The organism is Blautia sp. aa_0143 (assembly GCF_004167315.1).
Lineage (GTDB): Bacteria > Bacillota > Clostridia > Lachnospirales > Lachnospiraceae > Blautia_A > Blautia_A fusiformis.
On record NZ_RCXU01000022.1, the window covers coordinates 26,826 to 51,766 of the forward strand.

At 45.5% G+C, this 24,941-nt stretch carries 18 protein-coding genes and 1 tRNA gene; 14 read left to right on the top strand and 5 right to left on the bottom strand.

The window, feature by feature from the left end; translation table 11 throughout:
- The first annotated feature begins 59 nt into the window (after positions 1-59).
- The 5 genes from galT (at position 60) to EAI83_RS12105 (ending at position 7,429) form a co-directional block, all read left to right on the top strand.
- Positions 60-1,550 carry a UDP-glucose--hexose-1-phosphate uridylyltransferase gene (gene galT / locus EAI83_RS12085; protein ID WP_044962316.1) on the top strand — a complete coding sequence of 497 codons (1,491 nt, stop codon included), beginning with the start codon at positions 60-62 and terminating at the stop codon, positions 1,548-1,550.
- A 54-nt stretch (positions 1,551-1,604) separates the two neighbouring features.
- A complete protein-coding gene (locus EAI83_RS12090; RefSeq protein ID WP_129975505.1) occupies positions 1,605-3,086 on the top strand; it encodes an InlB B-repeat-containing protein in 1,482 nt (493 codons plus the stop codon).
- Between the two features lie 203 nt (positions 3,087-3,289).
- On the top strand, positions 3,290-4,681 hold the full coding sequence (asnS, locus tag EAI83_RS12095) for an asparagine--tRNA ligase (RefSeq protein WP_022426258.1): 1,392 nt from the start codon (positions 3,290-3,292) through the stop codon (positions 4,679-4,681).
- 111 nt (positions 4,682-4,792) lie between these two features.
- Positions 4,793-5,854, top strand: a complete 1,062-nt coding sequence (locus EAI83_RS12100; RefSeq protein WP_129975507.1) for a metallophosphoesterase family protein — start codon at positions 4,793-4,795, stop codon at positions 5,852-5,854.
- A gap of 27 nt (positions 5,855-5,881) precedes the next feature.
- Positions 5,882-7,429 (top strand): ATP-binding protein, encoded by a 1,548-nt coding sequence (locus tag EAI83_RS12105; protein WP_110102762.1) that lies wholly within the window; start codon positions 5,882-5,884, stop codon positions 7,427-7,429.
- Between the two features lie 163 nt (positions 7,430-7,592).
- On the opposite strand, the gene EAI83_RS12110 is transcribed toward EAI83_RS12105, so the two are convergent.
- From EAI83_RS12110 to murC, 4 genes are all read right to left on the bottom strand, one after another.
- The gene (locus EAI83_RS12110) at positions 7,593-8,777 is read right to left on the bottom strand and encodes a ribose-phosphate pyrophosphokinase (RefSeq protein ID WP_015525646.1); all 1,185 of its coding nucleotides are present in this window, start codon (positions 8,775-8,777) and stop codon (positions 7,593-7,595) included.
- 1 nt (position 8,778) lies between these two features.
- On the bottom strand, positions 8,779-9,765 hold the full coding sequence (locus EAI83_RS12115; RefSeq protein ID WP_015525647.1) for an ATP-binding protein: 987 nt from the start codon (positions 9,763-9,765) through the stop codon (positions 8,779-8,781).
- A 22-nt stretch (positions 9,766-9,787) separates the two neighbouring features.
- Positions 9,788-10,885 (bottom strand): DnaD domain protein, encoded by a 1,098-nt coding sequence (locus tag EAI83_RS12120; protein WP_118752415.1) that lies wholly within the window; start codon positions 10,883-10,885, stop codon positions 9,788-9,790.
- A gap of 330 nt (positions 10,886-11,215) precedes the next feature.
- Positions 11,216-12,595 carry a UDP-N-acetylmuramate--L-alanine ligase gene (murC, locus tag EAI83_RS12125; RefSeq protein ID WP_129975509.1) on the bottom strand — a complete coding sequence of 460 codons (1,380 nt, stop codon included), beginning with the start codon at positions 12,593-12,595 and terminating at the stop codon, positions 11,216-11,218.
- A 313-nt stretch (positions 12,596-12,908) separates the two neighbouring features.
- On the opposite strand from murC, the gene EAI83_RS12130 reads away from it, so the two are divergent.
- The 4 genes from EAI83_RS12130 to EAI83_RS12145 all read left to right on the top strand — a co-directional run bounded on the left by EAI83_RS12130 (position 12,909) and on the right by EAI83_RS12145 (position 17,312).
- Positions 12,909-14,186 carry a glucose-1-phosphate adenylyltransferase gene (locus EAI83_RS12130; RefSeq protein ID WP_015525650.1) on the top strand — a complete coding sequence of 426 codons (1,278 nt, stop codon included), beginning with the start codon at positions 12,909-12,911 and terminating at the stop codon, positions 14,184-14,186.
- Positions 14,183-15,304 (top strand): glucose-1-phosphate adenylyltransferase subunit GlgD, encoded by a 1,122-nt coding sequence (glgD, locus tag EAI83_RS12135; protein WP_021652857.1) that lies wholly within the window; start codon positions 14,183-14,185, stop codon positions 15,302-15,304. The genes EAI83_RS12130 and glgD overlap by 4 nt, the downstream gene beginning before the upstream one ends.
- Positions 15,305-15,361: 57 nt before the next feature.
- Positions 15,362-15,658 carry a septation regulator SpoVG gene (spoVG, locus tag EAI83_RS12140; protein WP_015525652.1) on the top strand — a complete coding sequence of 99 codons (297 nt, stop codon included), beginning with the start codon at positions 15,362-15,364 and terminating at the stop codon, positions 15,656-15,658.
- Positions 15,659-15,923: 265 nt separating this feature from the next.
- Positions 15,924-17,312, top strand: a complete 1,389-nt coding sequence (locus tag EAI83_RS12145) for a PcsB-like coiled-coil domain-containing protein (RefSeq protein WP_021652858.1) — start codon at positions 15,924-15,926, stop codon at positions 17,310-17,312.
- A gap of 155 nt (positions 17,313-17,467) precedes the next feature.
- On the opposite strand, the gene pduB is transcribed toward EAI83_RS12145, so the two are convergent.
- Positions 17,468-18,190, bottom strand: coding sequence for a microcompartment protein PduB (gene pduB / locus EAI83_RS12150; protein WP_015525654.1), 723 nt, complete (start codon positions 18,188-18,190; stop codon positions 17,468-17,470).
- A 278-nt stretch (positions 18,191-18,468) separates the two neighbouring features.
- Here pduB and EAI83_RS12155 point away from each other — a divergent pair, with 278 nt between their 5' ends.
- From EAI83_RS12155 to EAI83_RS12175, 5 genes are all read left to right on the top strand, one after another.
- Positions 18,469-19,020 (top strand): biotin transporter BioY, encoded by a 552-nt coding sequence (locus tag EAI83_RS12155; RefSeq protein ID WP_059086926.1) that lies wholly within the window; start codon positions 18,469-18,471, stop codon positions 19,018-19,020.
- The gene (locus EAI83_RS12160) at positions 19,010-19,450 is read left to right on the top strand and encodes a DUF1284 domain-containing protein (RefSeq protein WP_129975512.1); all 441 of its coding nucleotides are present in this window, start codon (positions 19,010-19,012) and stop codon (positions 19,448-19,450) included. Before EAI83_RS12155 ends, EAI83_RS12160 begins: the two co-directional genes overlap by 11 nt.
- A gap of 404 nt (positions 19,451-19,854) precedes the next feature.
- Positions 19,855-23,361: an Ig-like domain-containing protein gene (locus EAI83_RS12165; RefSeq protein ID WP_129975514.1), complete on the top strand. Its 3,507-nt coding sequence runs from the start codon at positions 19,855-19,857 to the stop codon at positions 23,359-23,361.
- A 209-nt stretch (positions 23,362-23,570) separates the two neighbouring features.
- Positions 23,571-23,644: transfer RNA gene (locus EAI83_RS12170), tRNA-Pro, on the top strand.
- A gap of 135 nt (positions 23,645-23,779) precedes the next feature.
- Positions 23,780-24,892 (top strand): DUF6128 domain-containing protein, encoded by a 1,113-nt coding sequence (locus EAI83_RS12175; protein ID WP_129975516.1) that lies wholly within the window; start codon positions 23,780-23,782, stop codon positions 24,890-24,892.
- Positions 24,893-24,941 lie beyond the last annotated feature (49 nt).

Sequence of the window (24,941 nt, forward strand, 5' to 3'; positions counted from 1 at the left end):
AAAACAGGAAAAAAGTTCCTGTTTTCCGGGAAAAGCGCGACAGGAAAGGGGAAAAATCAATGTTAAGTGAAAGTATTAAAAAACTGGTACAGTATGGGGTGGAGAGTGGTATTACTCCAGAATGCGAAAGAATTTATGCAACCAATCTTCTTCTGGATGCCTTTGGGGAAAGCGAATATACAGAACCGGAGACAGAGTATGCTAAAATCAATCTTGAGGAGACTTTGAACGAACTTCTTGATGAGGCTGTAAAGAGGGGCATCATCGAGGACAGTATTGTGTACAGAGATCTCTTTGATACAAAACTGATGAACTGTCTGATGCCGCGTCCTGCCCAGGTGCAGAGAGAATTCTGGGATGCTTATAAAGAAGATCCGGAAAAAGCCACAGATTATTTTTATAAGCTGAGTCAGGACAGTAACTATATCAGACGTTATCGCGTAAAAAAAGATCAGAAATGGACAGTAGACAGCGAATATGGCAAGATCGATATCACGATCAACCTGTCCAAGCCGGAAAAAGACCCAAAGGCTATCGCAGCTGCCAAGCTGGTAAAATCCAGCAGCTATCCAAAATGTCTGCTTTGTCCGGAAAATGAAGGCTATGCAGGAAGAGTCAATCATCCGGCAAGGGAGAACCACAGGATCATCCCGATTACCATCAATGACAGTCCATGGGGCTTCCAGTACTCTCCATATGTTTACTACAATGAACATTGTATCGTATTTAACAGTCAGCATACTCCGATGAAGATCGAGAGAAATACATTTATCAAGCTGTTTGATTTTGTAAAGCTGTTCCCACATTATTTCCTTGGCTCCAATGCGGATCTTCCAATCGTAGGAGGTTCTATCCTCAGCCACGATCATTTCCAGGGCGGGCATTATACCTTTGCCATGGCGAAGGCAGAGATTGAAAAGCATGTGACGATCCCGGGATACGAAGATGTGGAAGCCGGCATTGTAAAATGGCCTCTTTCCGTACTGCGTATCCGCAGTAAAGACGAGACGAGACTGATCGATCTGGCAACACATGTACTGGCAGGCTGGAGAGGATATACGGATGAGGCTGCATTTATCTTTGCAGAAACAGACGGAGAGCCGCATAACACCATCACACCGATCGCACGTAAAGTGGGAGATACCTTTGAACTGGATCTGACATTACGTAACAATATCACAACAGAGGAGCATCCGCTGGGGGTTTATCATCCGCATGCATGCTATCATCATATCAAGAAAGAGAATATCGGTCTTATCGAAGTTATGGGACTCGCTGTTCTTCCGGCACGTCTGAAAGAAGAGCTGGAGCTTCTTGAAGAATACATTTTAAGCGGCAGGGACATCGCTTCCAATGAGAAAATCGAGAAACATGCTGCATGGGTTGCAGAATTTCTGCCAAAATATGAGAAACTTGATAAAGATAATATCCAGGAAGTCCTTCGCAGGGAAGTGGGCAATGTATTTGTTCATGTACTGGAGGATGCCGGTGTTTATAAATGCACACCAGAGGGCAGGGATGCATTTATGAGATTTATCAATACTCTGTAAAAAAGTACGGAGGCACCCGGGGATGGATATGTATTTCAGGAGGAGTTTGTTTATATGAAAAACAGGGAAAAAACCGGAAAGGCCTTTCGGATAAAATGGCTTTTGCTGGCACTTGTGGCAGCTGCACTGATCTTTGTGCCGGCTGCATCGCATAAGGTGTCGGCGGCGAAGCTTGTTTATACCGTTAAGTTCAATAATAATTCAGGTACCAGCAAAAGTAAGACGTATACCGCACTGACACGGAACGTGACATTAAATACTACGATCAAGCTTCCGGCAGTACCCAAGGCTGTGGGATATCAGAATCTCGGATGGACCACACGGAAGGGGAGCAGTAAGGTAGTATATAAAGCAGGTGCCCGCGTAAAGGTCAGAAAAGATATGACTCTGTATGCGGTCCGCAGAAAGAGCAGATACTATACCGTAAACTTCTATCTTGGAAATGGAAGCACCAATTCCGCATATAAGAAGCTGCAGAAAAAAGTAGAAGAGGGTACATATTACACATTGCCTGCAGTTCCATCCAGATCGGGATATGTAAATCTTGGCTGGTCAATAGCAAAGAACGGCAAGGCATCTACTGCAAAAAAAGTAGGAACGAAGATTAAAATCTCCGGTAATATCAGATACTATTCCGTACAGATGCAGTCAGTAAAAGTAAATCTCCGCAAGGCAAACGGAACCGTATGGAAGACAGTAACACTTGGAAAGGGCGGTTACCTTAAGCTCCCATCTGTATCCAATGCGACAGGTTATACGTTTATGGGCTGGTCTAAGACCAGACGGACCGGTTCTTCCACAGATCCGGATTATGAAGCCGGCGAACTTCTGCGGATCAACAAAAACACCAATCTGTATGCGACAGTATTTAACCGTGCACTGGAGAAGGATATCAGCTCCGATGAGATGGCTCATCCGGCGATCGGTATGATGTACAGTAAGGTTATTTTTGTGGGAGATTCCCGTACTGCAGGAATACAGGCGACACTGAAAAAACAGATGAGCAGTTCTGTAACAAATGGGGTTTCTTTTGTTGCAAACCCAGGAAAGGGCTTGAGCTGGTTCCGAGATACAGGATATGCACAGCTTATAGAAGAGATCGACAAAACAGAAGGTTCCAAACCGATCGCCGTTATCTTTAATCTGGGTGTCAATGACCTGGGAAATGCAGGCAATTATGTCAGCTATATGACCAGTATCGCATCCACATTGAAAAGTAAGAACTGTAAACTCTTTTATATGTCTGTAAACCCGATCAACAGTACCATGATCACAAAAGCAGGAAGAGGCGCCCGTACAGAGGCACAGGTAAGAGAATTCAACAGCAAGATCCGTTCCGGTCTTTCTCTGGATTACAAGTACATCGATATGTACAGCGTACTTATGAAAAAAGGCTACGGGACCAATGCTTCCTACAATGGCACAGACGCTGACAGTGATGATGGACTTCACTACACAACAAAGACATTCAAGAGGATCTACTATTACTGCATTACTTATCTCAACACAGGAAGTATCAACGCATCTTATTATTAATGGTATAACAGACAGAAAAATCCCGTCTGCCGGAGACATTCCGCCAGGCGGGATTTTTCTGTCCGGCGGCCCGCTATTTTTCTGTCCGACAGGGCAATTACTCCTTGCACGAACCATGAGAATAGTCTATACTTAATTCGATACGGACGTTTGGAGGTCCGCAGGGACGTGTGATCCTGAATATGAGGAATGAGGTATAGATTATGAAACTGACAACAGTGAAAGAGATTTACAGAAACCGTGAACAGTATCTCGACAAAGAGATCACCGTAGGTGGATGGGTACGAAGTGTTCGTGATTCCAAGGCGTTTGGATTCATCGTACTTCATGATGGAAGCTTTTTTGAAACTCTTCAGATCGTATATCATGATAACATGGAGAATTTCGCAGAGGTTTCCAAGCTGAACGTTGGAGCAGCCATCATTGTTAAGGGAACGCTGGTAGCTACCCCTCAGGCGAAGCAGCCATTTGAGATCCAGGCAACAGAGATATCTGTAGAGGGAGCTTCCGCACCGGATTATCCACTTCAGAAGAAGAGACACAGTCTTGAATACTTAAGGACCATGACACATTTAAGACCGAGAACAAATACTTTTCAGGCTGTATTCCGTGTACGTTCTCTCTGTGCATATGCGATCCATAAATTTTTCCAGGAGAGAGGCTTTGTCTATGTGCATACACCGCTGATCACAGGAAGTGACTGTGAAGGTGCAGGAGAGATGTTTCAGGTAACAACACTGGATCCGAAGAATATTCCACTGACAGAGGATGGAAGTGTTGATTATTCACAGGATTTCTTCGGAAAGGAGACAAACCTTACCGTAAGCGGACAGCTGAACGGAGAGACTTATGCACAGGCATTCCGCAATATCTACACATTCGGACCGACCTTCCGTGCTGAGAATTCCAACACTACCCGTCATGCAGCTGAGTTCTGGATGATCGAGCCTGAGTGTGCGTTTGCAGACCTTCAGGACGCTATGGAGCTTGCAGAGGCTATGCTGAAATACGTGATCCGTTATGTCTTTGAGAATGCACCGGAGGAAATGAACTTCTTCAATTCCTTCATTGACAAGGGGCTTCTTGACAGACTGAACCATGTGCTTAATTCTGAATTTGCGCATGTGACCTATACAGAGGCTGTTGAGATCCTTGAGAAGAACAATGACAAATTTGATTACAAGGTATTCTGGGGATGTGATCTTCAGACAGAGCATGAGCGCTATCTGACAGAGCAGGTCTACAAGAGACCGGTATTTGTTACAGATTATCCGAAGGAGATCAAGGCATTCTACATGAAACTCAACGAGGATGGAAAGACAGTTGCGGCTATGGACTGTCTGGTGCCGGGAATCGGAGAGATCATCGGAGGAAGCCAGAGAGAGGATGACTACGACAAGCTGAGAACACGTATGGATGAGCTGGGTCTGAAACCGGAGGATTACGATTTCTATCTGGATCTTCGTAAATATGGTTCCACACGTCATTCCGGCTTTGGTCTTGGATTTGAGAGATGTGTCATGTACCTTACAGGTATGGGCAACATCCGTGACGTGATCCCATTCCCGAGAACTGTAAAGAACTGCGATCTTTGATCAGAACACTTTTGCACAGCAGGACGTTCTGTGCTCCTGAGATCAGAGAACAGCAGGGAGAAATTGGCAACAGGTATTGATATGTGTGACTGACACACAAGGGAGAACATTATGAGATTTATTCATCTTGCAGACGTGCATCTGGGCGCAGTTCCCGACAGGGGCTGCCCGTGGAGCAAAGAGCGGGAGGAAGAAATCTGGAGCACTTTCCGCCGGGTTATTGCGGGCATCCGCGAAGATCCGGTGGATTTGCTATTTATATCCGGAGATCTGTTCCACCGCCAGCCTCTTATGAGAGAGCTTAAGGAAGTAAATTATCTGTTTTCCACCATCCCGGATACCAGAGTGTATCTGATGGCAGGAAATCATGATTTTATAAGCAGAGATTCTTTTTATAATACGTTTGAGTGGAATTCCAATGTTATATTTTTCAGGAGCAGGGAACTGACCTGCGTTAAAGATCCCAGGCTTGATGTCTATGTATATGGACTGAGTTACTATGACCGGGAAATAAAAGACGGACTTTATGATCAGGCTGTCCCTGTCCAGAAAGAAGGAATCCATATTCTGCTGGCTCATGGCGGCGATGAGAAGCATATTCCTCTCAGTGCAGCAGCTCTGGCGGCGTCAGGCTTCGATTATGTAGCGTTAGGGCATATCCACAAGCCGCAGATCCTGATCCGTGACCAGGCGGCCTTTTCCGGGGCTCTGGAGCCCATTGACAGGAATGATACAGGGGAACATGGATATATGGAGGGACGACTGATCAACGGAAGGATCCGTACAGAGTTCGTTCCCTTTGCCTGTCGTTCCTATCAGCAGCTGGTAATGACAGTTCACGAGGAAACTACACAGATATCTCTGGAAGAAGCGGTAAAATCCCAGATTTTCCGCAGAGGAGGAAGGAATATCTACAGGATCGTTCTTCAGGGAATGCGTTCGCCGGATCTTCTTCTGATCCCTGAGAAACTGAAAAGTCTCGGAAATGTTACCGATGTTGTGGATGAATCCTGGCCGGCGTATGATCTTGGTGAGCTCTACAAACGCTACAGCGGTACTCTGATCGGTGATTATATCGGCTATTTTCTGGCCAAAGAGGGTATGGATACCGTGGAAAAAAAGGCGCTGTATTATGGGCTTCAGGCATTGCTTGAGACAGGCAGCCGGCGATAAAGGGGCAGCACAGGAGGATAGCATAAGATGGTTATCAGACGTTTAAAAATAAAAAATTTCGGGAAGATCCGGGACAAGGATATGGAGCTTTCACCTGGGATCAACGTACTTTACGGTGAAAATGAGAGTGGAAAAACTACCACACATACATTTATCCGCTCCATGTTTTACGGCGTTCGCAGACTGCGGGGAAAGGCTGCTCTGAACGATACATATACAAAATATGAACCATGGGAAAATCCGGCAGAATATGGTGGGATCATGTGGTTCACAAGCAAGGGGAAGAAGTATCGTCTTACCAGGAATTTTTATAAAGAAAAGAAGTTGGGAGAGCTTCTCTGTGAAGATGATGGCAGTCTTGTGGATGCGGAACAGGGAGCTCTTGGGACTATTCTGGGAAATGTAAGTGAGGCAGTTTATGATAATACGGTGTCTGTGGCACAGCTGAAAAGCGTTACAGGAAAAGATCTCGTACGTGAACTGCAGAATTACATGGCCAGCTATCAGGGAACCGGTGACAGTTCCATTGACATGGGACGAGCCATGCAGATGCTGAAAATGTCCAGAAAAGGATATCTGACAGAAGCGGCCCGGCGAAAAAAGGAGCTGGAAAAGGAAAAAGAAAAGATTTCCGCAAACATGGAATATATCCGCAGAGAGATCCGTGAACTGGATGAGAAGCGTGATCGGATCATGCAGCAGCAGGACGGGATGAACATAGGGACCAGAGAACGGAGTACAGAGGATCTTCTTGAGCTTCGGATCGATCGTGTAAAAAGAAGACGGGAGCTGACAGATGCAGTTCTGGCAGTTGTGCTGCTTGGTGGGATTGTCGGTACCGGCTGCCTGGCAGCTTTTTCCGGGCAGGTCATTTTCAGTGTTCTGGCAGGCGTGGCAACTGCGGCGATTTCTGTAGCGGCATTGTTTTTTCGCATACGGCTCAGCAGGGAGCTGAATAAGAGAGAACGTCAGAGAGAGCGCTGGCATTCCAGACATGAGGAGCTGACCTGGAACCGGAACAGTCTGGACAGTGACTACGAAGAGAAGCATACAGCGCTGGAGAACCTGCAGGCAGAGTTGACGGAATGTGAAGAAAACACAGAAGTGATCACTCCGGAGGAAACGGAGATCCAGGCGCTGAATATGGCTATGGAGACGATTGAGGCACTTTCCGGAAACATTACGGATCAGGTAGGGGTCCGTCTGAAAAAACGTACATCTGAGATATTAAGTGAGATCACCGGTGGCAGATACCAGGAGGTTCTGATGGATGAGGCACTGCATATGTCTGTGAACACAGGGGAGCGTATCGTATCCATTGAGAGACTGAGCCGCGGGACACTGGAGCAGATCTATTTTGCCCTTCGTATGGCAGCAGGAGAGCTTTTCTGCAAAGAGGAACCGTTCCCTGTGATCCTGGATGATGTATTTGGCATGTATGATGAAGAACGTCTTGCAGCGGCTCTCAGGTGGCTGCATAAAGAAAACAGACAAGTGATCATAAGTACCTGCCATAAAAGAGAAATGGAGATCCTGGATAAAGAGAGGATTCCCTATCAGAAGCTTCCTATGTGAGCTTTTGCAGGAAGATTTCAGCATAAAGATCAAAAGCAAAGCAGATAGCAGATGCGGATCATGGATATCCGTCTGTTACAGAAATATAAAGCGGCTGCGCTTTCTGAGAGACTGTTATATCGTTCTCAGAAGGTGCAGCCGCTTTGCGTGCGTTATGATTTATTTATTTCTCATGCTGGCTCATGTAATTTGTTACGCAGCGTTTGATTCTGTCTACCGGATTCAGAAGGTGGCTGACAGAGGTATCATGGTTCAGCGTATCAATGATCAGAGCAATATATTTGCTCATATCGCAGCTGATGTAGTATGGCTTCTCAAGAAGCTCCGGTGACTGATAAACCAGGTTAGTAGTAAGGAGCTTGTCGAAGTAGCCCTTCTTGTAAGCATCGTCAAATTTATCAAGACCATCGGTAAAGAATCCGAAGGTAGAGCAGATGTAAACTCTGCCTGCTCCTTTCTCTTTCAGGAGAGACGCGATCTTAATGATCGTATCACCGGAGGAGATCATATCATCGATCAGGATCATATCCTTGCCCTCGATCTTTGGTCCGAGGAATTCATATGCTGCGATCGGATGACGGCCGTTTACATATCTTGAGTAATCCAGACGTTTATAGTACATACCCATATCAACACCGAGGACATTGGCGAGATAGATCGCACGGTTCATGCTTCCTTCGTCCGGGCTGATCGTCATGAAATGATCCTTGTCGATATGAAGTCCCTTTTCATTATTAAGAAGAGCCTTGATGAACTGGTAGGATGGCTGTACAGTCTCAAAACCATGAAGAGGAGTCGCATTCTGTACACGGGAATCATGTGCATCAAAGGTGATGATATTCTCAACACCCATATCGATCAGCTCATGAAGTGCATTGGCACAGTCAAGAGACTCTCTTCCGACACGTTTGTCCTGGCGACTCTCATAGAGATATGGCATGATCACGTTGACTCTGCGGGCTTTTCCGCCTACAGCGGCGATAACACGCTTCATATCCTGGAAATGATCATCCGGGGACATAAGATTCGTGTAAGGTCCGATCGGATAGGATAAGCTGTAATTTGTCACATCTACCATTACGTAGATATCATCACCGCGGACAGATTCGTTGATGGTGCATTTACCCTCACCGGAGCCGAAACGTGGAGTCTTGGCGTCAATAATGTAAGAATCGCGCTTGTATCCCTCGAATGCAAAGGAGTCCATTCCAGGATACTGTCTTTCGGCACGCCATTTGACCAGCCAGTCATTCACCTTCGCGCCTAATGAGCTGCAGCTCTGAAGGGGAATCAGTCCAAGTCTTCCTACCGGGAGTGTGGAAAAATCTTTTGTATTTACCTGTGCCATTTTAATTTCCTCCTAAAAATATTTTCTGTATACGGATGTCCTTCCCGATCAACGATATCATCTGATAGTTGCTGGCAATTCGGGAAAATGTTCTCTCGGAATAGGTATCCGAGAAATTTTTGAGCGTCAGATTCGTGGAAATGATCGTGGATTTCCTGCGCATGATCCGCTCATTGAGACAGAGAAAAAGCTGTGAAGATACGAAACTGTTGGTAAGCTCCGTTCCCAGGTCATCAATGATCAGAAGATCACAGTCATAGATCAGTTCCTCGTCTGTGCCGGTATCTTTTCGGGAAAAAGAATTCGCAGCCATCATATCAAAAAGATCGTAGGCGGAAAAGTACAGGACACAGTGGGTGGATCTGAGAAGCTCTCGGGCGATGCAGTGTGAAAGAAAGGTTTTTCCCACACCGGTATCACCATATAAAAACAGGTTTTCAAATTTATGGTCGAAGTTCTGCACAAAGCGCTGTGCAGTGTCATAGGCCCGTCTGGCTGTTTCCAGGGCAGACAGTCCCGTGGCTTCGTTTTTTATTGTAGCAGAATAATAGTCAAATGAAAAGCTGTCAAAATTCTCTTTTTCGAGAATTTCATTCAGATTGGACTGTGCATAAAGCAGTTCGATCTCAGCTTTTTTAAAACAGGTGCATTTTCGGCTGCCGATATAGCCGGTATCCTGACAGTCAGGGCAGGTGTAAGGCATCTCCAGATAGTCTCCGGGAAAGCCGTTTGCAACAAGAAGGGTGATCCGTTCATCGGAAAGCTCCTGGATGGCTGCCTTCAGATCCGAAGTTCCCTTTTCTTCGCCGTTTAAAAGGCGACGGACTTTGTCAGCACTTAAAGTTGCCACCTCATCATCGATCTCTTTCAGACGGGGAATCTTTCCGTAGGCTTCGGCTGTGTGCTCCTCCAGAATACGGTGGTTCTGTGCCTGCCGGCGGCTGTATTCTCTCATTATAGTATCATATTGAAAATTCTGTAAAGGCATAAAGCGCTCCTTCCAGGTTCTGTTACTGATTATTTAAAAGACGTTTCTCATATTCCGCAAAATCATAATCACGCTGGTGGAAATTATTGAAGCGGTTGCTATTCTGAGGCTGAGTCTGGGGCTGCTTCTTCCTGGAAACGGATTTCTCAAGCTGGCGTTTTTTGTGTGCGGCATCCAGAAGCCGGATATCCTCCAGCGTATGTACGTTTTTCTTTTTCCAGCCGGAGAGGATCTTATCTGCATATTGGAAACTGGGCTGTCCGGTGGAAAGGACAGTACGGCTGCAGGCTTCCTGGATCAGCTCCAGATCAAAACCGTAGGTCTTGCGCCAGGTATCAATGTAAGTGATCTCGTTATCAACAGGATTGCGGCCGCTGATCCCCATAGCCTTCAGGATCGTGTAATAATCCTTGGAAAAACGGGAGCTGGCATCCCGGGCCATCTCGACGGTGGTGATGCCGTCTTTTGCCCAGGCGAGTGCAACAGTTTCAATATAACGCATACTCTTGCGGCCTCTGGAAACACAGTATTCCACCAGATATTCGATGAGATCCGCAGACATATGGAGTTCATCATAGAAAAAAAGGATCTTCTGCATTTCTGTAGGCGTCAGTGTTTTGGTCAGATACTGCTCTGTGATATAGAGAAGCTGACTGATCTCTTCGTTTTGCTTAAGTTCTCTGATCCGGTCAGGAGTGAGACTGAGAATGTAATCAGCGGAGCTTGGGACTCCCGGATCCGTGTTCCCGGAAACGGAAGCAGAATTGCCGGAACCGGTGAAAGTATCCACGGAAGCGCTGCTCTCTCTCTGACCGGTATCCGCAAAGGGTTCCAGCAAAGTGATCCCGGAAAGCTTCTGATCTGCAGTATAGGTTAATGCGATCAGTTTCTCACCTTCCCAGTATTTCAGCGCACGGGAAATATCTCTTTCCGTGCAGAAAAGGCTGTCTGCCATATGCTCCAGGCTGAAAGAAGAAGGAGCGGCAGATACCATCCGGAGAAGGTAGATATATACCTTTACGAACTCCCCGTTGGCACGAGGCATGAAATTGTCAATAAAGCGATTGGAAAGAATCGTTACCTCCAGTTCAGAGGAATTCTGAAGTGAAATCAGGCTCATGATCAGCAGCTCCCTTTCTAAAATACAGCAGATATTTCAGGTGATATCCCGAAGTCCGCCATGCTAAAAAGGATTATAGCACAACCGCTTTTACTTGAGAATAGTCTATTTTCACAGAAGTTGTGCACCAATTTCCATGTGGAAAATGTGGATAGTGTGGAAAACTTCGAGGATAACATTATTAGCAACTAACAAAAACCTTAATTTTGTAAGAAAAATGCGGTATTTGTTGAATTTGGCTGTTGAATTATGTCAAGTAGGTTATACACAAAAAAATCCACATGCCAGGCACGTCTGAAATGTGCATAAGCATGTGGATAATGTGGATAATTATTTTCCGAGAAGGTGTTCTCCAATATTTACAACGTCTCCGGCGCCCATAGTTATCAACAAATCACCATGTGCACAACTTTTTAAGAGGAAGCTCTCGATCTCATCAAAAGTCGGGAAATATTCGCAGGGGGTTCCAAGTTCCTGGATCTGTTTCTGGAGATCCTGGGAAGAAATACCAAGATTGTCTGTTTCACGTGCGGCATAAATATCAGCCAGTACAACATGATCGGCCAGAGTCAGCGCTTTTGCAAATTCCGGAAGAAGAGCTTTGGTACGTGTGTAGGTATGAGGCTGGAATACACACCATACCTTCTGATGCGGATAATTCTTTGCAGCATGAAGGGTTGCCTCGATCTCGGTTGGATGATGCGCGTAATCATCAATGATGGTAATACCGCCGATCTCACCTTTATACTGGAAACGACGGTCTGTACCGGTAAAGCTTCCGAGACCTTTGACGATCACATCATCCGGAAGGTCCAGAAGGCGTCCTACGGCAATGGCGGCCAGTGCATTGGATACGTTGTGGATACCCGGTACACGCAGATAATAGCTGCCGATCTTTTTGCCACGGAAGAGAACGGAGAAGGAAGGATGTCCGTATTTATCCCAGGTAATGTCTGCTGCGGTGTAATCGGCATCGTGCTCCAGACCATAGGTAAGAACATTGCATGGAAGCTCCCGGGTGATCGTCTCATACTCCGGTGTGTCGGCGTTGATGATCAGAGTGCCGTCAGCAGGGAGAAGCTCTGCAAATTTCCGGAAGGAATGGCGGATGTCATCGATGTCCTTGAAGAAATCCAGATGATCGGCATCCATGTTCAGGATCACACTGATCTTAGGGAAGAAGCTTAAAAAGCTGTTGGTGTATTCGCATGCCTCTGTGATAAAGGTCTCAGAATTTCCAACGCGGATGTTTCCGTGGATAGCAGGAAGGATTCCGCCAACACTGATGGTAGGATCACATTCACCCTCAAGAAGGATATGGGAAACCATGGAAGTAGTAGTGGTTTTTCCGTGGGTTCCGGAAATTGCGATCGGTGTATCGTAGTTCCGCATGATCTGTCCCAGAAGCTCTGCGCGGGTGAGCATTGGAAGCCCTTTTTCTTTCGCACAGGCAAATTCCGGGTTGTCCGGGTGGATCGCTGCTGTATAGACAACCACATCTACATCATCCTTGATGTTGGAAGCGCGCTGTCCGTAATAGATCACAGCGCCACGTTCTTCCAGTGTGCGGGTCAGCGGGCTGGATTTGGCATCGGAACCGGAAATCCGGAAATTTTCTTCCAGAAGGATCTCGGCAAGGCCGCTCATGCTGATGCCTCCGATCCCGATGAAATGAATATGGAGCGGTTTATGAAAGTCTATCTGATACATAATAATCTCCTTATATATATGTTATTTTCGTAGCTCTTTTGTCTGTTTTATTATAACGCCAACAGAAACAATTGAAAAGTGGTTCTTTTGGCTAAAAAAGCGGTTTTTTCCGGAATATAAAAGTAACCAGAAAATAACATCGAAAAATGTTGAAAATTACCAGAGAAATGAAAAAAATGATGAGTCTTACCAATTTATAATATACAATAGCGATAAAAAAAGTAAAATACAGCTAAAATAATTGTAAAAAATGTTCACTAATACAGTGAAGTATGCTATAATGGAATAATCATAACATACAAGAGGTGATCGCATGATTAAGAAAGAGATGATTGCCATGCTCTTGGCCGGTGGGCAAGGCAGCAGGTTAGGAGTTTTGACAGAAAAGGTTGCAAAGCCGGCAGTCGCTTTTGGTGGTAAATATCGTATCATCGATTTTCCACTGAGCAATTGTATTAACTCGGGAATTGACACGGTGGGTGTGCTGACACAGTACCAGCCTCTCCGCCTGAATACACATATCGGTATCGGTATTCCGTGGGATCTTGACCGCAATGAAGGCGGTGTCACAGTCCTTCCTCCGTATGAGAAGAGCACAAGCAGTGAATGGTACACAGGAACTGCCAATGCGATCTATCAGAATCTGGCTTATATGGAGCAGTATAACCCGGATTATGTACTGATCCTTTCCGGTGACCATATCTATAAGATGGATTACGAAGTGATGCTGGATTTCCACAAGGCGAACAAGGCAGATATTACGATCGCGTGTATGCCGGTTCCCATTGAGGAAGCCAGCCGTTTTGGTATTATGGTTACTGATGAGAGCAGCCGTATTACTGAGTTTGAGGAGAAGCCGGAGCATCCAAGCAGCAATCTTGCATCCATGGGTATCTATATTTTCTCATGGCCGGTTCTGAAGGAAGCACTGATCGCCCTGAAGGATCAGAATGGCTGTGACTTCGGTAAACATATCCTTCCGTACTGTAAAGAGAAGGGGCAGCGCCTTTTTGCTTATGAGTACAACGGCTACTGGAAAGATGTAGGAACTCTTGGTTCTTACTGGGAAGCAAATATGGAGCTGATCGATATCATTCCGGAGTTTAATCTTTATGAGGAATTCTGGAGGATCTACACCAAGGGAGATGTGATCCCGCCACAGTATATTTCCGCAGATGCAGTTGTGGACAAGTGTATCATCGGTGAGGGAACAGAAATCTATGGTGAAGTACATAATTCAGTGATCGGTCCGAATGTTATCATCGGCAAGGGCAGTGTGATCCGTGATTCTATTATCATGAAGAATACAGCAGTTGGTGAGAACGTTGTTATGGATAAAGCCATCGTGGCAGAAGATGTTGTCATCGGAAATAATGTTGTGATCGGATGCGGCGAGGAGGTACCGAATGTTCTGAAACCGGCTGTATATTCCTTTGGACTTGTGGCTATCGGCGAAAACAGCGTGATTCCGGACAGTGTCAAAATCGGTAAGAATACCGCTATCGCCGGTGTTACAACAAAAGAAGACTACCCTGACGGAGAACTGGCAGCCGGCCAGGTAATTGCAGCAAAGGACGGTGGGAAAGAATGAGAGCGATAGGTATTATTTTGGCAGGCGGTAATAATAACCGCATGAGAGAATTATCAAACAAAAGAGCAATCGCGGCAATGCCTATTGCAGGAAGTTACCGCGCGATCGACTTTGCCCTCAGCAACATGGCAAATTCACATATCCAGAAGGTTGCTGTGCTGACACAGTATAATGCCCGTTCCCTTAATGAGCATTTAAGTTCATCCAAATGGTGGGATTTCGGAAGAAAACAGGGAGGACTTTATGTCTTTACTCCAACCATTACCAGAGATAACAGCTTATGGTATCAGGGTACTGCAGATGCGATCTATCAGAACCTGAGCTTTTTAAAGAACAGTCATGAACCCTATGCGGTGATCGCTTCCGGCGATGGAATCTACAAGCTGGATTACAATAAAGTCCTGGAGTATCATATCGCAAAGCGGGCAGATGTTACCGTTGTATGTACTACATGCAAGGATCAGAGCCAGGTTGAGAGATTTGGTGTTCTTCGCATGAATGAGGACTGTCGGATCGAGGAATTTGAGGAGAAACCGATCGTTTCCTCCTATAATACGGTATCTACTGGTATCTATGTCATCCGAAGAAGGCAGCTGATCGAACTGATCGAGCGTGCTGCCCAGGAAGGAAGGCATGATTTTGTAAATGATATTCTTATCCGTTACAAAAATCTGAAGAGGATTTACGGATATAAGATCGATAACTACTGGAATAATATCTCTACTGCAGAGGCTTATTATCAGACAAATATGGATTTCCTGAAACCGGAGATCCGGAACTATTTCTTCAAACAGGAGCCGGCGATCAAAACCAAGATCGCAGATGTACCTCCTGCTAAGTACAATCCGGGTGCAACTGTGAAGAACAGTCTGGTGTCCAGCGGATGTATCATCAACGGAACCGTGGAGAATTCTGTTCTGTTCCGTGATGTATTTGTAGGAAATAACTGTGTGATCAAAAACTCTGTGATCCTTAATGACGTATATCTTGGAGATAATACGCATATTGAGAATTGCATTGTTGAGAGCCGGGATACCATCCGGGCGAATTCATATTACTGCGGCGAAGAAGGAGAAGTGAAGATCGTCGTAGAGAAAAACGAACGCTACGTATTATAAATGCGGAAGATCAGTTTTCCGCAGATACGGTTAGCGAAATGAAAGGGGCAAGTAGCAATGAATATTACAGATGTACGTGTGAGGAAGGTAGCAAAAGAAGGGAAAATGAAGGCCGTTGTGTCTGTCACAATAGATGATGAGTTTGTGGTACATGACATCAAGGTGATCGAAGGTGAGAAGGGGCTGTTCATCGCAATGCCAAGCCGTAAGGCAAGCGACGGTGAATATCGTGACATCGCACATCCGATCAATTCAGCAACAAGAGAGCAGATCCAGACGATCATCCTGGACAAGTATCAGGAAGTAATGGCTGAGGAAGCTGAGAATGAGGTTCTTATGGAGGCTGCGGAGTAAGAGAAGTAGCTTCAGGGGGGATTACATCAGAGAAGTATTCTCGTAGCTGATGATCTTTGGATTGAAACAGCATAGAATAAAAACTGCCGTTTTACAGATAAATCTGTGAGAGGGCAGTTTTTTTATGCTCCGGAAAACAAAAAAACGCTTTTCAGTTCATAAAAATTTAAATTATTACGTATTTGTTACAGAAATAAAATAAAATTATTGCTTTTTATGAAAAATGTGTTATACTAGAATCCATGAAAGGACGAAAGGTGTTTATATGAAGAATAGAAAAGTTTTCACATTACTGCTTACAGGTATGCTGACCCTTTCCATGGGAAGCACCGTATATGCATCAGGTACAGACGCTGCGATCGCAGAGGCACAGGCGGAGAAACAGGCCGCTGAGGAGGGTCTTGCGCAGGTACAGAGCAGCATCGGCACACTGGAGAGCAAGAAGCAGGAGCTGGAGAGCTATCTGGCTGATTTAAACGCACAGTATGAGGATCTTACCAACAGCATTTCTGAGCTTAGTATCCAGGCTGCTGAGAAGGAAGATGAATTAAATAAAGTAAAAAAAGAACTGAAAAAAGCAAAGAAAGCTTCTGCAGATCAGTATGAATCCATGAAGCTTCGAATCGCATATATGTATGAAAATGCCGGAACTTCCGCACTGGAGACACTGCTTTCTTCCGAAAGCCTTGCAGAATTCCTCAATCGCGCGGAGAATGCGATACAGATTTCTACATACGACAGAGACATGCTGGATAAATATGTGAGTCTTCAGAAGAATATCCAGGAGAATGAGAAAAAGGTTGAGACGGAGTCCGCAGAGATCGATGATCTGATGACGGAGCGTGCAGCTAAACAGCAGGAAGTGCAGTCCATGGCTTCCAGCACAAGCGATGATATTAACTCTTATGTAAACCAGATCAGCGCCAGCCAGGAAGAGGCTCAGCAGCTGATGGCAGATATCAGTAATGCAGACAGCAGTATTACCGCTCTGGTACAGCAGGCAGAGGCGGAGAAGGCTGCAGAAGAGAAAGCTAAGGCTGAAGCGGCAGCAGAGGCTGAGAGACAGGCAGCAGAAGCGGCAGCCCAGGAAGAAGCCGATCAGGATAACGAGGACAGTGAAGAGGCTGATTCTGACGATGATTATGGCTATGATCCGGAGGAGGATACAACCGAGTCTTCCAGTAGCTCTACAAGTACAGACATTGTTGTAGAGGAGGAAGAGGAAGCGGATGATGTACAGTCCGGAAGTTCCGAAGATGTTTCCGAGGACAGCTCCCAGGAGGAGGTTTCTGAGGAGGTTTCCAATGATGAGACAGCTTCCGAGGAGACGGAAGATGCCTCTGCGGATACGTCCGATTCCGGTTCTTCCAGTCAGGGAACATATCTTGGAAACTTTACACTGACCGCATACTGCAACTGTGCACAGTGCTGCGGTACAGCCGGCAATCTTACCGCCAGCGGAACAGTTCCGACAGCAGGACGTACCGTTGCTATGGCAGGTGTTCCGTTTGGGACCAAGCTTCTGATCAACGGCACTGTTTATACGGTAGAGGATCTGGGAACTCCTTACGGACATGTGGATATCTATTGTGGAAGCCATTCTGAGGCATTAAGCTTCGGACTTCAGTCTGCAGATGTATATCAGGTGGGCTGATCCGGAAAAATCCATAGGAGAATATTTAAGAGAAATACAGCGCTGCAGGATCGTATGCTGATCCTTGCAGCGCTGCTTTTGTATACATGACGCAGATATGTGTTTCGTGAAGTGTAGTGTGTGGAAATTCACAAATTTCCTGCAATCCGGAGATTTTACAGATACGGCGTACCCGGGATCTCCGGATAGGTTCCCATACCGATGAGAAGCTCAAGGCCTGTCTGACGGCCTTCCAGTACAGCAGCTTTTACAGCACTGGCATCACCGGAGATGGCGATGATCACTTCATTGGAATGACTGGTACCGATATTCGGAGTCATATATTGTGTAATGGATACTGCTGCGGATTTCACGGCATTATCTGCCATCACAAGACCGATAGCAGCCGGAGAACCTGCCATGAAACCAAATGCTTCACCCAGAGGTGTGCCGAAGGCTTTATGGATAGCAGGACCTGCACTTGCGGAAAAAGCAAACTCCAGGTGGCCGGATTCGCTGATGTAGACCTCACCTGCATATTTGTTAGTCAGTTCCAGAGCCAGAGAAATGGCGTGACGCACGTCGGATACATCATTTCCGCCAAGGACGATATAGTTTCCGTGACCACCCCAGCCCTTGGTGTCTCTTGGAAGTTCAATGGAAAGGACTTCTGTATTTGTGGCTTTTACTGCATCGTCAATAGCTGTGATCTGGCCGGCAGCGCCTGTTCGGGAACTGAAAAGCCCCAGACAGTGGTATTGGGTACCTACGTTCATCTTTTTAAGCAGAGAATCATCAACTCCGGAGATCACGAGTCCGATTGTGTCAAGGACTGCGGTCCCTACAAATTCAGTACGTGTGCAGTTGGTGCTGATGTTATGAATATCGTGTATATCCATGTGGAAAAATCCCCCTTTTTGCTGAAAACTCATTGGTTTCAGTATAGCATCAGAGAGGGGAATTTGAAAGTGAAAATTGACAATATCATTTGTAAATGGCAGGTTTACATAGTAGTAAACGGCATTGTAAAATGTAAACTTAAAAAATAAAATTAAGTTGACATTCAAATCCTGCTGTGTTAAATTGTTAACAGCGAAAGAGCGGATATCATTTATAAAGGACAGGAATGATCTTCCGACAGGAAAAGCAGAAAAGGAAAGAAAGGATACAGATTATTATGACAACAGTGGCAGCAGGCAGAAGCAAGACGTATGATCTTGTTTACAGTGCAGTTTTTGCAGTAGTGATGGCAGTTTGCTCATGGATTTCCATTCCGGCACAGGTACCGTTTACTCTGCAGACATTCGGAGTATTTATGGCAGTTGGTGTGCTTGGAGGAAAAAGAGGAACTCTGGCAGTTCTGGTTTACGTTCTTCTTGGAGCAGTAGGAGTTCCGGTTTTTGCAGGATTTTCCGGAGGCATTGGAGCTCTTCTCGGAAATGCAGGTGGATATATCATTGGATTTATCTTTTCCGCACTTGTTATGTGGGCAATTGAGCACGTTTTTGGCAGAAAGCCGGTTGTTCAGATCATTTCCATGATCGTTGGACTGATCGTATGCTATGCCTTTGGAACCGCATGGTTTATGTTTGCCTACACAAGAAGCACAGGTCCGGTAGGCCTTATGGCAGTTCTTGGCTGGTGTGTGTTCCCGTTTATCATTCCGGATCTTATCAAGATCGCACTGGCTTATGTTTTATCAGGAAAGGTACGTAAATATGCAAGATAAAAGCAGTGCTGCGGCATATGCTTCTGATGAGGGCACAGAGGAAATAGTCATTCCTCTGCGCCCTCATCATGGTATGTGCCTGGCGTATTTTAAGGGGGAAGGCTACAGTAACGGTTTTACTGCACATATGGCCGAGATGCTGAAGATTTTTCTGGAGGGAAAGAAAATAAGGCTTCATGTGGATACGGATGAGATCTGCTCTGCCTGTCCGAATAATCTGGGCGGACATTGTGAAGCCGGAGATAAAGTGGCAGAGTATGACAATGCCGTGCTGGAAAAATGTGGACTGAAGGCCGGACAGACATTGCACTTCAGCGAATTTACAAAAAAAGTCCAGGAAAAAATCCTTGCGACGGATAAACGTAAGGAAATCTGTGGAAACTGCCAGTGGAACAGCATCTGCGAAGAACAGAAGAGCCGCTGGGCATAAAAGAAAGCAAAAATATAGAAATATAAAAAAGTATATGATCTGAGAATGCCGGAGGAAATGGCAATGGCTGTTGCATTTCCTGAAATGATGTCTTGGAATATATACTTTTTTTATTTGAAATATCAGATAATAATATAAATATTTTGAAAACAATTTTTAGTTGAGAAAAAAACAACAATAACCGCGAGGCTTTTTTGCCAGATATGTATAGACAAATAATTTAAGCATTGATAAAATGACGATATGTTAGTTTGGACAAACTAAAGTGTGCTTGACAGAGCACTTCTGCGGAAACTGACATATGTTGAATATTCTGCAGAAGAAATTTCAATTAACCAGAGCAGCTGTAAGGTCATGATCTGGTATAAAGTCGTGTAATATAAAAGACAAAGAGGAGGACAGGTATGCATAAGTGGAAGCTTTTTAAGAAGTCAGCTGCACTCGTTCTGAGTTCAGCGGTGATCGCGTCAGGAGTGCCGGTAACGGCAATGGCGTCTGAGGCGGAAGTTTTTAGTGACGTGTCAGAAGAAACACAAGGAGAGACAGCACAGGAAGAAGGAGAGAACGAGGATCAGGAGTCGGTTTCCCAGGACCAGCTGGAAGTTGGTGAAGCTGATATTCAGTCGGAAGAGCCGGAAGAAAGTGATGCAGAAGCTATTCAGGAAGAAGTAGCAGAAATTTCAGCAGAAGAGATTCAACAGGAAGAGGAACCGCAGATCCAGGAGGATACAGAAGAGGCATTCGGTGATGGAGAAGCATTTATGGCAGAAGCAGGCGAGGTTCTTCAGGATGCTTCTGAGATCACTGTTGCAGGAGTGAAATATCTCTGGTCCATGCAGCCGGCAGAGGGATATACACAGATAGGAACAACAGGCGTTTATGTAAAAGTGGCAGATGGACAGACCGCTCTGAACGGAAAACTGTACGGAACGACAACTTTAAGTTATTCGGAATTTTATGCCGGGGATACCACTCAGGAGAGCTATGACGCTATCACTTCGGCAACAACGAGTAAAAATCAGATTTTTGCTAATGAGGACAGCACAGAGGTGACTTCTTCCGGATATCAGATCCAGGGTGTGAAGAATGTAAGTGTTGCAGTGGACGCGGAAACCTATGTAGATGCACAGGCGCTGAAAGCTGCTTCCAAGCTTCCGAGAGAGGGTGTCTATACAGAGGCAGCAGATATTACGCTGAATGAAGCACCGTCACAGGAAACAGGACAGTATAAAACTCTGAATACAGACGGAACATATAGTGCAACAAAATTCGATGTAAAAGCAACGGTCACAGATGCATCCACCCAGATTCAGGCACCATCGATCTGGGGTGATTACATGCTGGTGGTAAAAGAAGCCGGCACAAAATATCTCCGCAATTCCAGACAGGGTGATTTTGCTGTAGGCGGAAATACACTGGGAGTGATCCTTGAAACTGCCAGTGGCAAGAAGGTAGGACTTCGTCATACCTATGAAATCTGGGTACAGCCCTACGAACTTGCGTTTTCAGCAGGATCCGGGCTTATCGGGGAAAAAATATCAAAGGTGACTTATATTACTCCGGACGGTTCCTATGTATATGAGTTCGGAGACAAAGCTCCTCTTGTGAAAAAACAGCCTGAAGCAGGAATGAAGGTACAGGCGGCTTTTGTAAAAGAAAATACAACTCAGGTTAAAGTAGATGGCCTTGACAAATATGAAAATCCTAAGGTTTCCGTATACTACACAACAGGAAGTGGTCATGGTAAAAAGACAACATATGTTGTAGATCATGCAGTGGCAGAGAACGGGGTGGTAACCTTTGACAGCAGTGTAGCCAGGGCCGGGGATGAGATCTACACGGTTATGATCTCAAGCGACAATTATGTGGATATGACAAAAAATATCACACTGACAGGCCAGCCGATCACGGTTTCCAATGTTTCCTATTACTGGGTAAAGGGAGCGTTGGATGGATATACACAGATCCCGGGAACAGATATTTATTATAAGGCGGCAAATGGACATCAGGCACTGACAGGAATACTTTACGGTACGGCATCTCTGTCATACGAGGAATTTTATGCGGGAGATGCAACGAGCCGCAAATATGATTCCGTTACATCTGCCACAACCAGAAAAAGCACTGCTTTCGGAAATGCAGATGTTCAGAATCTGACAGAAAATGGATATGAGATCGCAGGAGTAAAAAAGGTTAGTGTAGCTACAGATGCAAAAACGTATGTAGAGGCGCGGATCCTTTCAGAAGCGGGAGAACTTCCGGAAAGCGGAGCATATATAGAAGCAGCAGGGATCACCCTTGGACGTACTCCGACGGTAGAGCCTGGGCAGTATAAAACATTGAATGCAGATGGAACATACAGTGCTACAAAATTTAATGTAAAGGCAACTGTGACAGATGCGGAGGCAACACTCAATACATCTTCTCGTTGGGGAGATTATGAGATCAAAGTAAAAGAAACCAGCACAAAATATCTCCGCGACACAAAGAGTGATGCTGGTTTTGCAGTTAACTCCGGGATCCAGGGAATGATCCTGGAAACAACAGATGGCGGAAAATATGGTATGCGTCATATGAACGAGATGTGGGTGAAGGTATATAAGGCTGCGTTTGCAAAAGATGCAGGTCTTGAAGGAAAAACCGTAAACAGGATCACGTATATTATGTCAGACGGTGCGTATGTATATGAATTTGCAGATGGTATTTATATCAAACCGCAGGCAACAGAAGAGATGGATGTTTCTCCGGAATTTACGGACAGCACCCATGTAAAGCTTGCAAATCTTGATAAATACAAAAATCCGAAGGTATCTGTTTTCTATACAACAGGTGTCGGACATGATTCACAGACAACATATCTTGTACAGGATGGTGTAGCCGCAGATGGAGTGGTTGCTTTGGATTCTACTGTGGCGAGACCGGAAAATGAAACCTATACAGTAAGAGTCTCCAGTGATGATCACGCGGATGTTTCTGTTCAGCTGGTGTATGGAACAATTGCTTTTAAAGAAAATTCAGGAGTTCTTTATATCGGAAGCTCCAGACAGCTTGAAGCAGCAGGCGAAAATTGCAAGGATGTAACATACGCTTCCGATAATGAAACGGTTGCATCTGTGGACGAGAACGGAAAAGTAACTGCAAAAGCAGCAGGAACAGCCGTGATCACAGCAACATCTGCAGCAGGAAAAACTGCACAGTACAAGCTTACTGTAAAAACGCCATCTGTAAAACTGAATGCATCAGCGAAGACGCTTTATGTAAAAGGATCTCCGGCTATAGTGACGCTGAAAGCAACGACCGCAGGTGTTACCGGAAAAGTAACCTATACAAGCAGTAAACCATCTGTTGTAGCTGTAGCCGCAAATGGAAAGGTAACTGCAAAGGCGGCAGGAACAGCTGTGATCACAGCGAAATGCGGAAATTATAAAGCAACCTGCAAAATTACAGTTAAGAAGCCGTCTGTAAAAGCTTCGGCTTCAGCGAAAACTGTATTTGTGGGTGGAACAAGCCAGATCACAGTGAAAAAAACAGGCGTTAGCGGAAAAGTTACTTATACAAGCAGTAATAAATCCGTTGCAGTGGTAAGCGCAGGCGGAAAAGTAATAGCAAAAAAAGCAGGAACAGCTACAATTACAGTAAAATGCGGAAGCTACAAAGCAACCTGCAAGATCACAGTGAAAAAAGGCAGCCTGAAGATCACATCCAAAACAGCTGTAAGTGTAAAAGCAAAGAAAACAACAGCCATCAAGGCAGCTGCTACTTCAAAGGCAAAGATCACCTACAGAAGCAGCAATACAAAAGTTGCTACTGTAAGCAGCAAAGGTGTTGTTAAAGGTGTGAAAAAAGGAAAAGCTGTTATCTATGTAAGCAGCAACGGAATCACAAAAAAGGTAACAGTTACAGTGAAATAAGCACATATTTCACCTGAATATATTTGATATGTTATAAAGAACCTTTCCCAAAACTGCTTCGGGTCTGCAAAAATGCACGCCCGAAGCAGGAAAAAAGAAAAAATTCGATTTTTTTGAAAAATTTTAATTTTTTCTATTGACAAAGTACAGAAACTCTAATATAATAGCTCTTGCAGTTGAGCAACACACAAACAACTGAAACAGAATAACGAAGCGTGGCTCAGTTTGGTAGAGCGCTGCGTTCGGGACGCAGAGGTCGCAGGTTCAAATCCTGTCGCTTCGACTAACAGCTTGAGAATCCCTTGGTTGAGGGGTTCTTTTTTATGTTTGTACATCCTGGAGCTTTTTTCAGTTGATGGAATGATTTCTCTCGATCTTCATATATATTAACGAAACCGAAATACCGGAGGGACGTGCGTTGGCTGGATATCAGCGTTTTGTTGCGTATGTGTACGAGTATCGGAAAGGAAAAAAAGATGGCAGCAGCGGTTATGTGAGGGTGGAGGCTAGAGATAGGAAATGCCGTGTGGAGGTTCATCTGCGCTGCGTTGGACTGGAGCCTGGAAGTCGGTGCAGAGTGTATGGGTTTGTGCGGCAGGAAGGGTTGATGGATGGTATTTTGATCGGAAGCTGTGTTACCGGGCGGGAACGGATCGAGTGCGCACTGGAGACGGATACAGGGGATATTGGAGGCATGGGAAAAAGTCTTCAGGAGCTTGGAGGACTGCTTCTGATCTCCGATGCCGGCGGATTCTGGGGAACGGAATGGGATGATCAGCCGATCCGGCCGGAGAATTTCCGCGAGTGGAAGAAAAAAGAAACGGAACCTCGGAAGGAAACGGAGAAAACAGGAACGGAATATCAGAAGGCGGCGGAGAAAAAAGGCAGAGAGCGGGAAGAAAAGGAAGAAGAAAATCAAAAAGATGGAACCTTGCCAGAAGTGCAGGAAAATCAGAAGGAGTCAGACAGGATCATGACGGTGGAGGAGATTCAGGAGGATGTATTAAAGACATCGGAAACCGGAAATTCATATCAGGCTCCCGGTCCGCATCCGCCGGAGCCACCGCGACCAGGCCAGCCATCACCGCATCCGCCGGAACTACCACGGCCAGGCCAGCCGTCACCGCATCCGCCGAAACTACCACGGCCAGGCCAGCCGTCACCGCATCCGCCGAAACCATCGCGACCGGAGCCATCGCGTCCACTTCCGGGAATACCCTGTGATGATCCCTTTAACGACGGCTATTTCACAGACTGCCGCAAGATCAGACCATCGGACTGCAGTGCCTTATGCAGAAAAAACGGCTGCTTCTGCAGCAACCGTTTTGTCATGTACGGATATCAGAATTTCGGCCATCTTCTGCTGTGCAGAAATCCCCGGGGACAGTACATACTGGGAGTACCCGGTGGATACAGCCAGCAGGAACGGTTTATGGCCAATATGTTTGGCTTTCCCTACTTTAAGGAATGTCCGGATATTCATATCCCAGGCGGAAAGGGAGGATACTGGTACTGTTTTATTAACATCTGATCAGAAAAATTTTGGCATCCATATAAGCAAACAGTTTTGCAAATCTGCA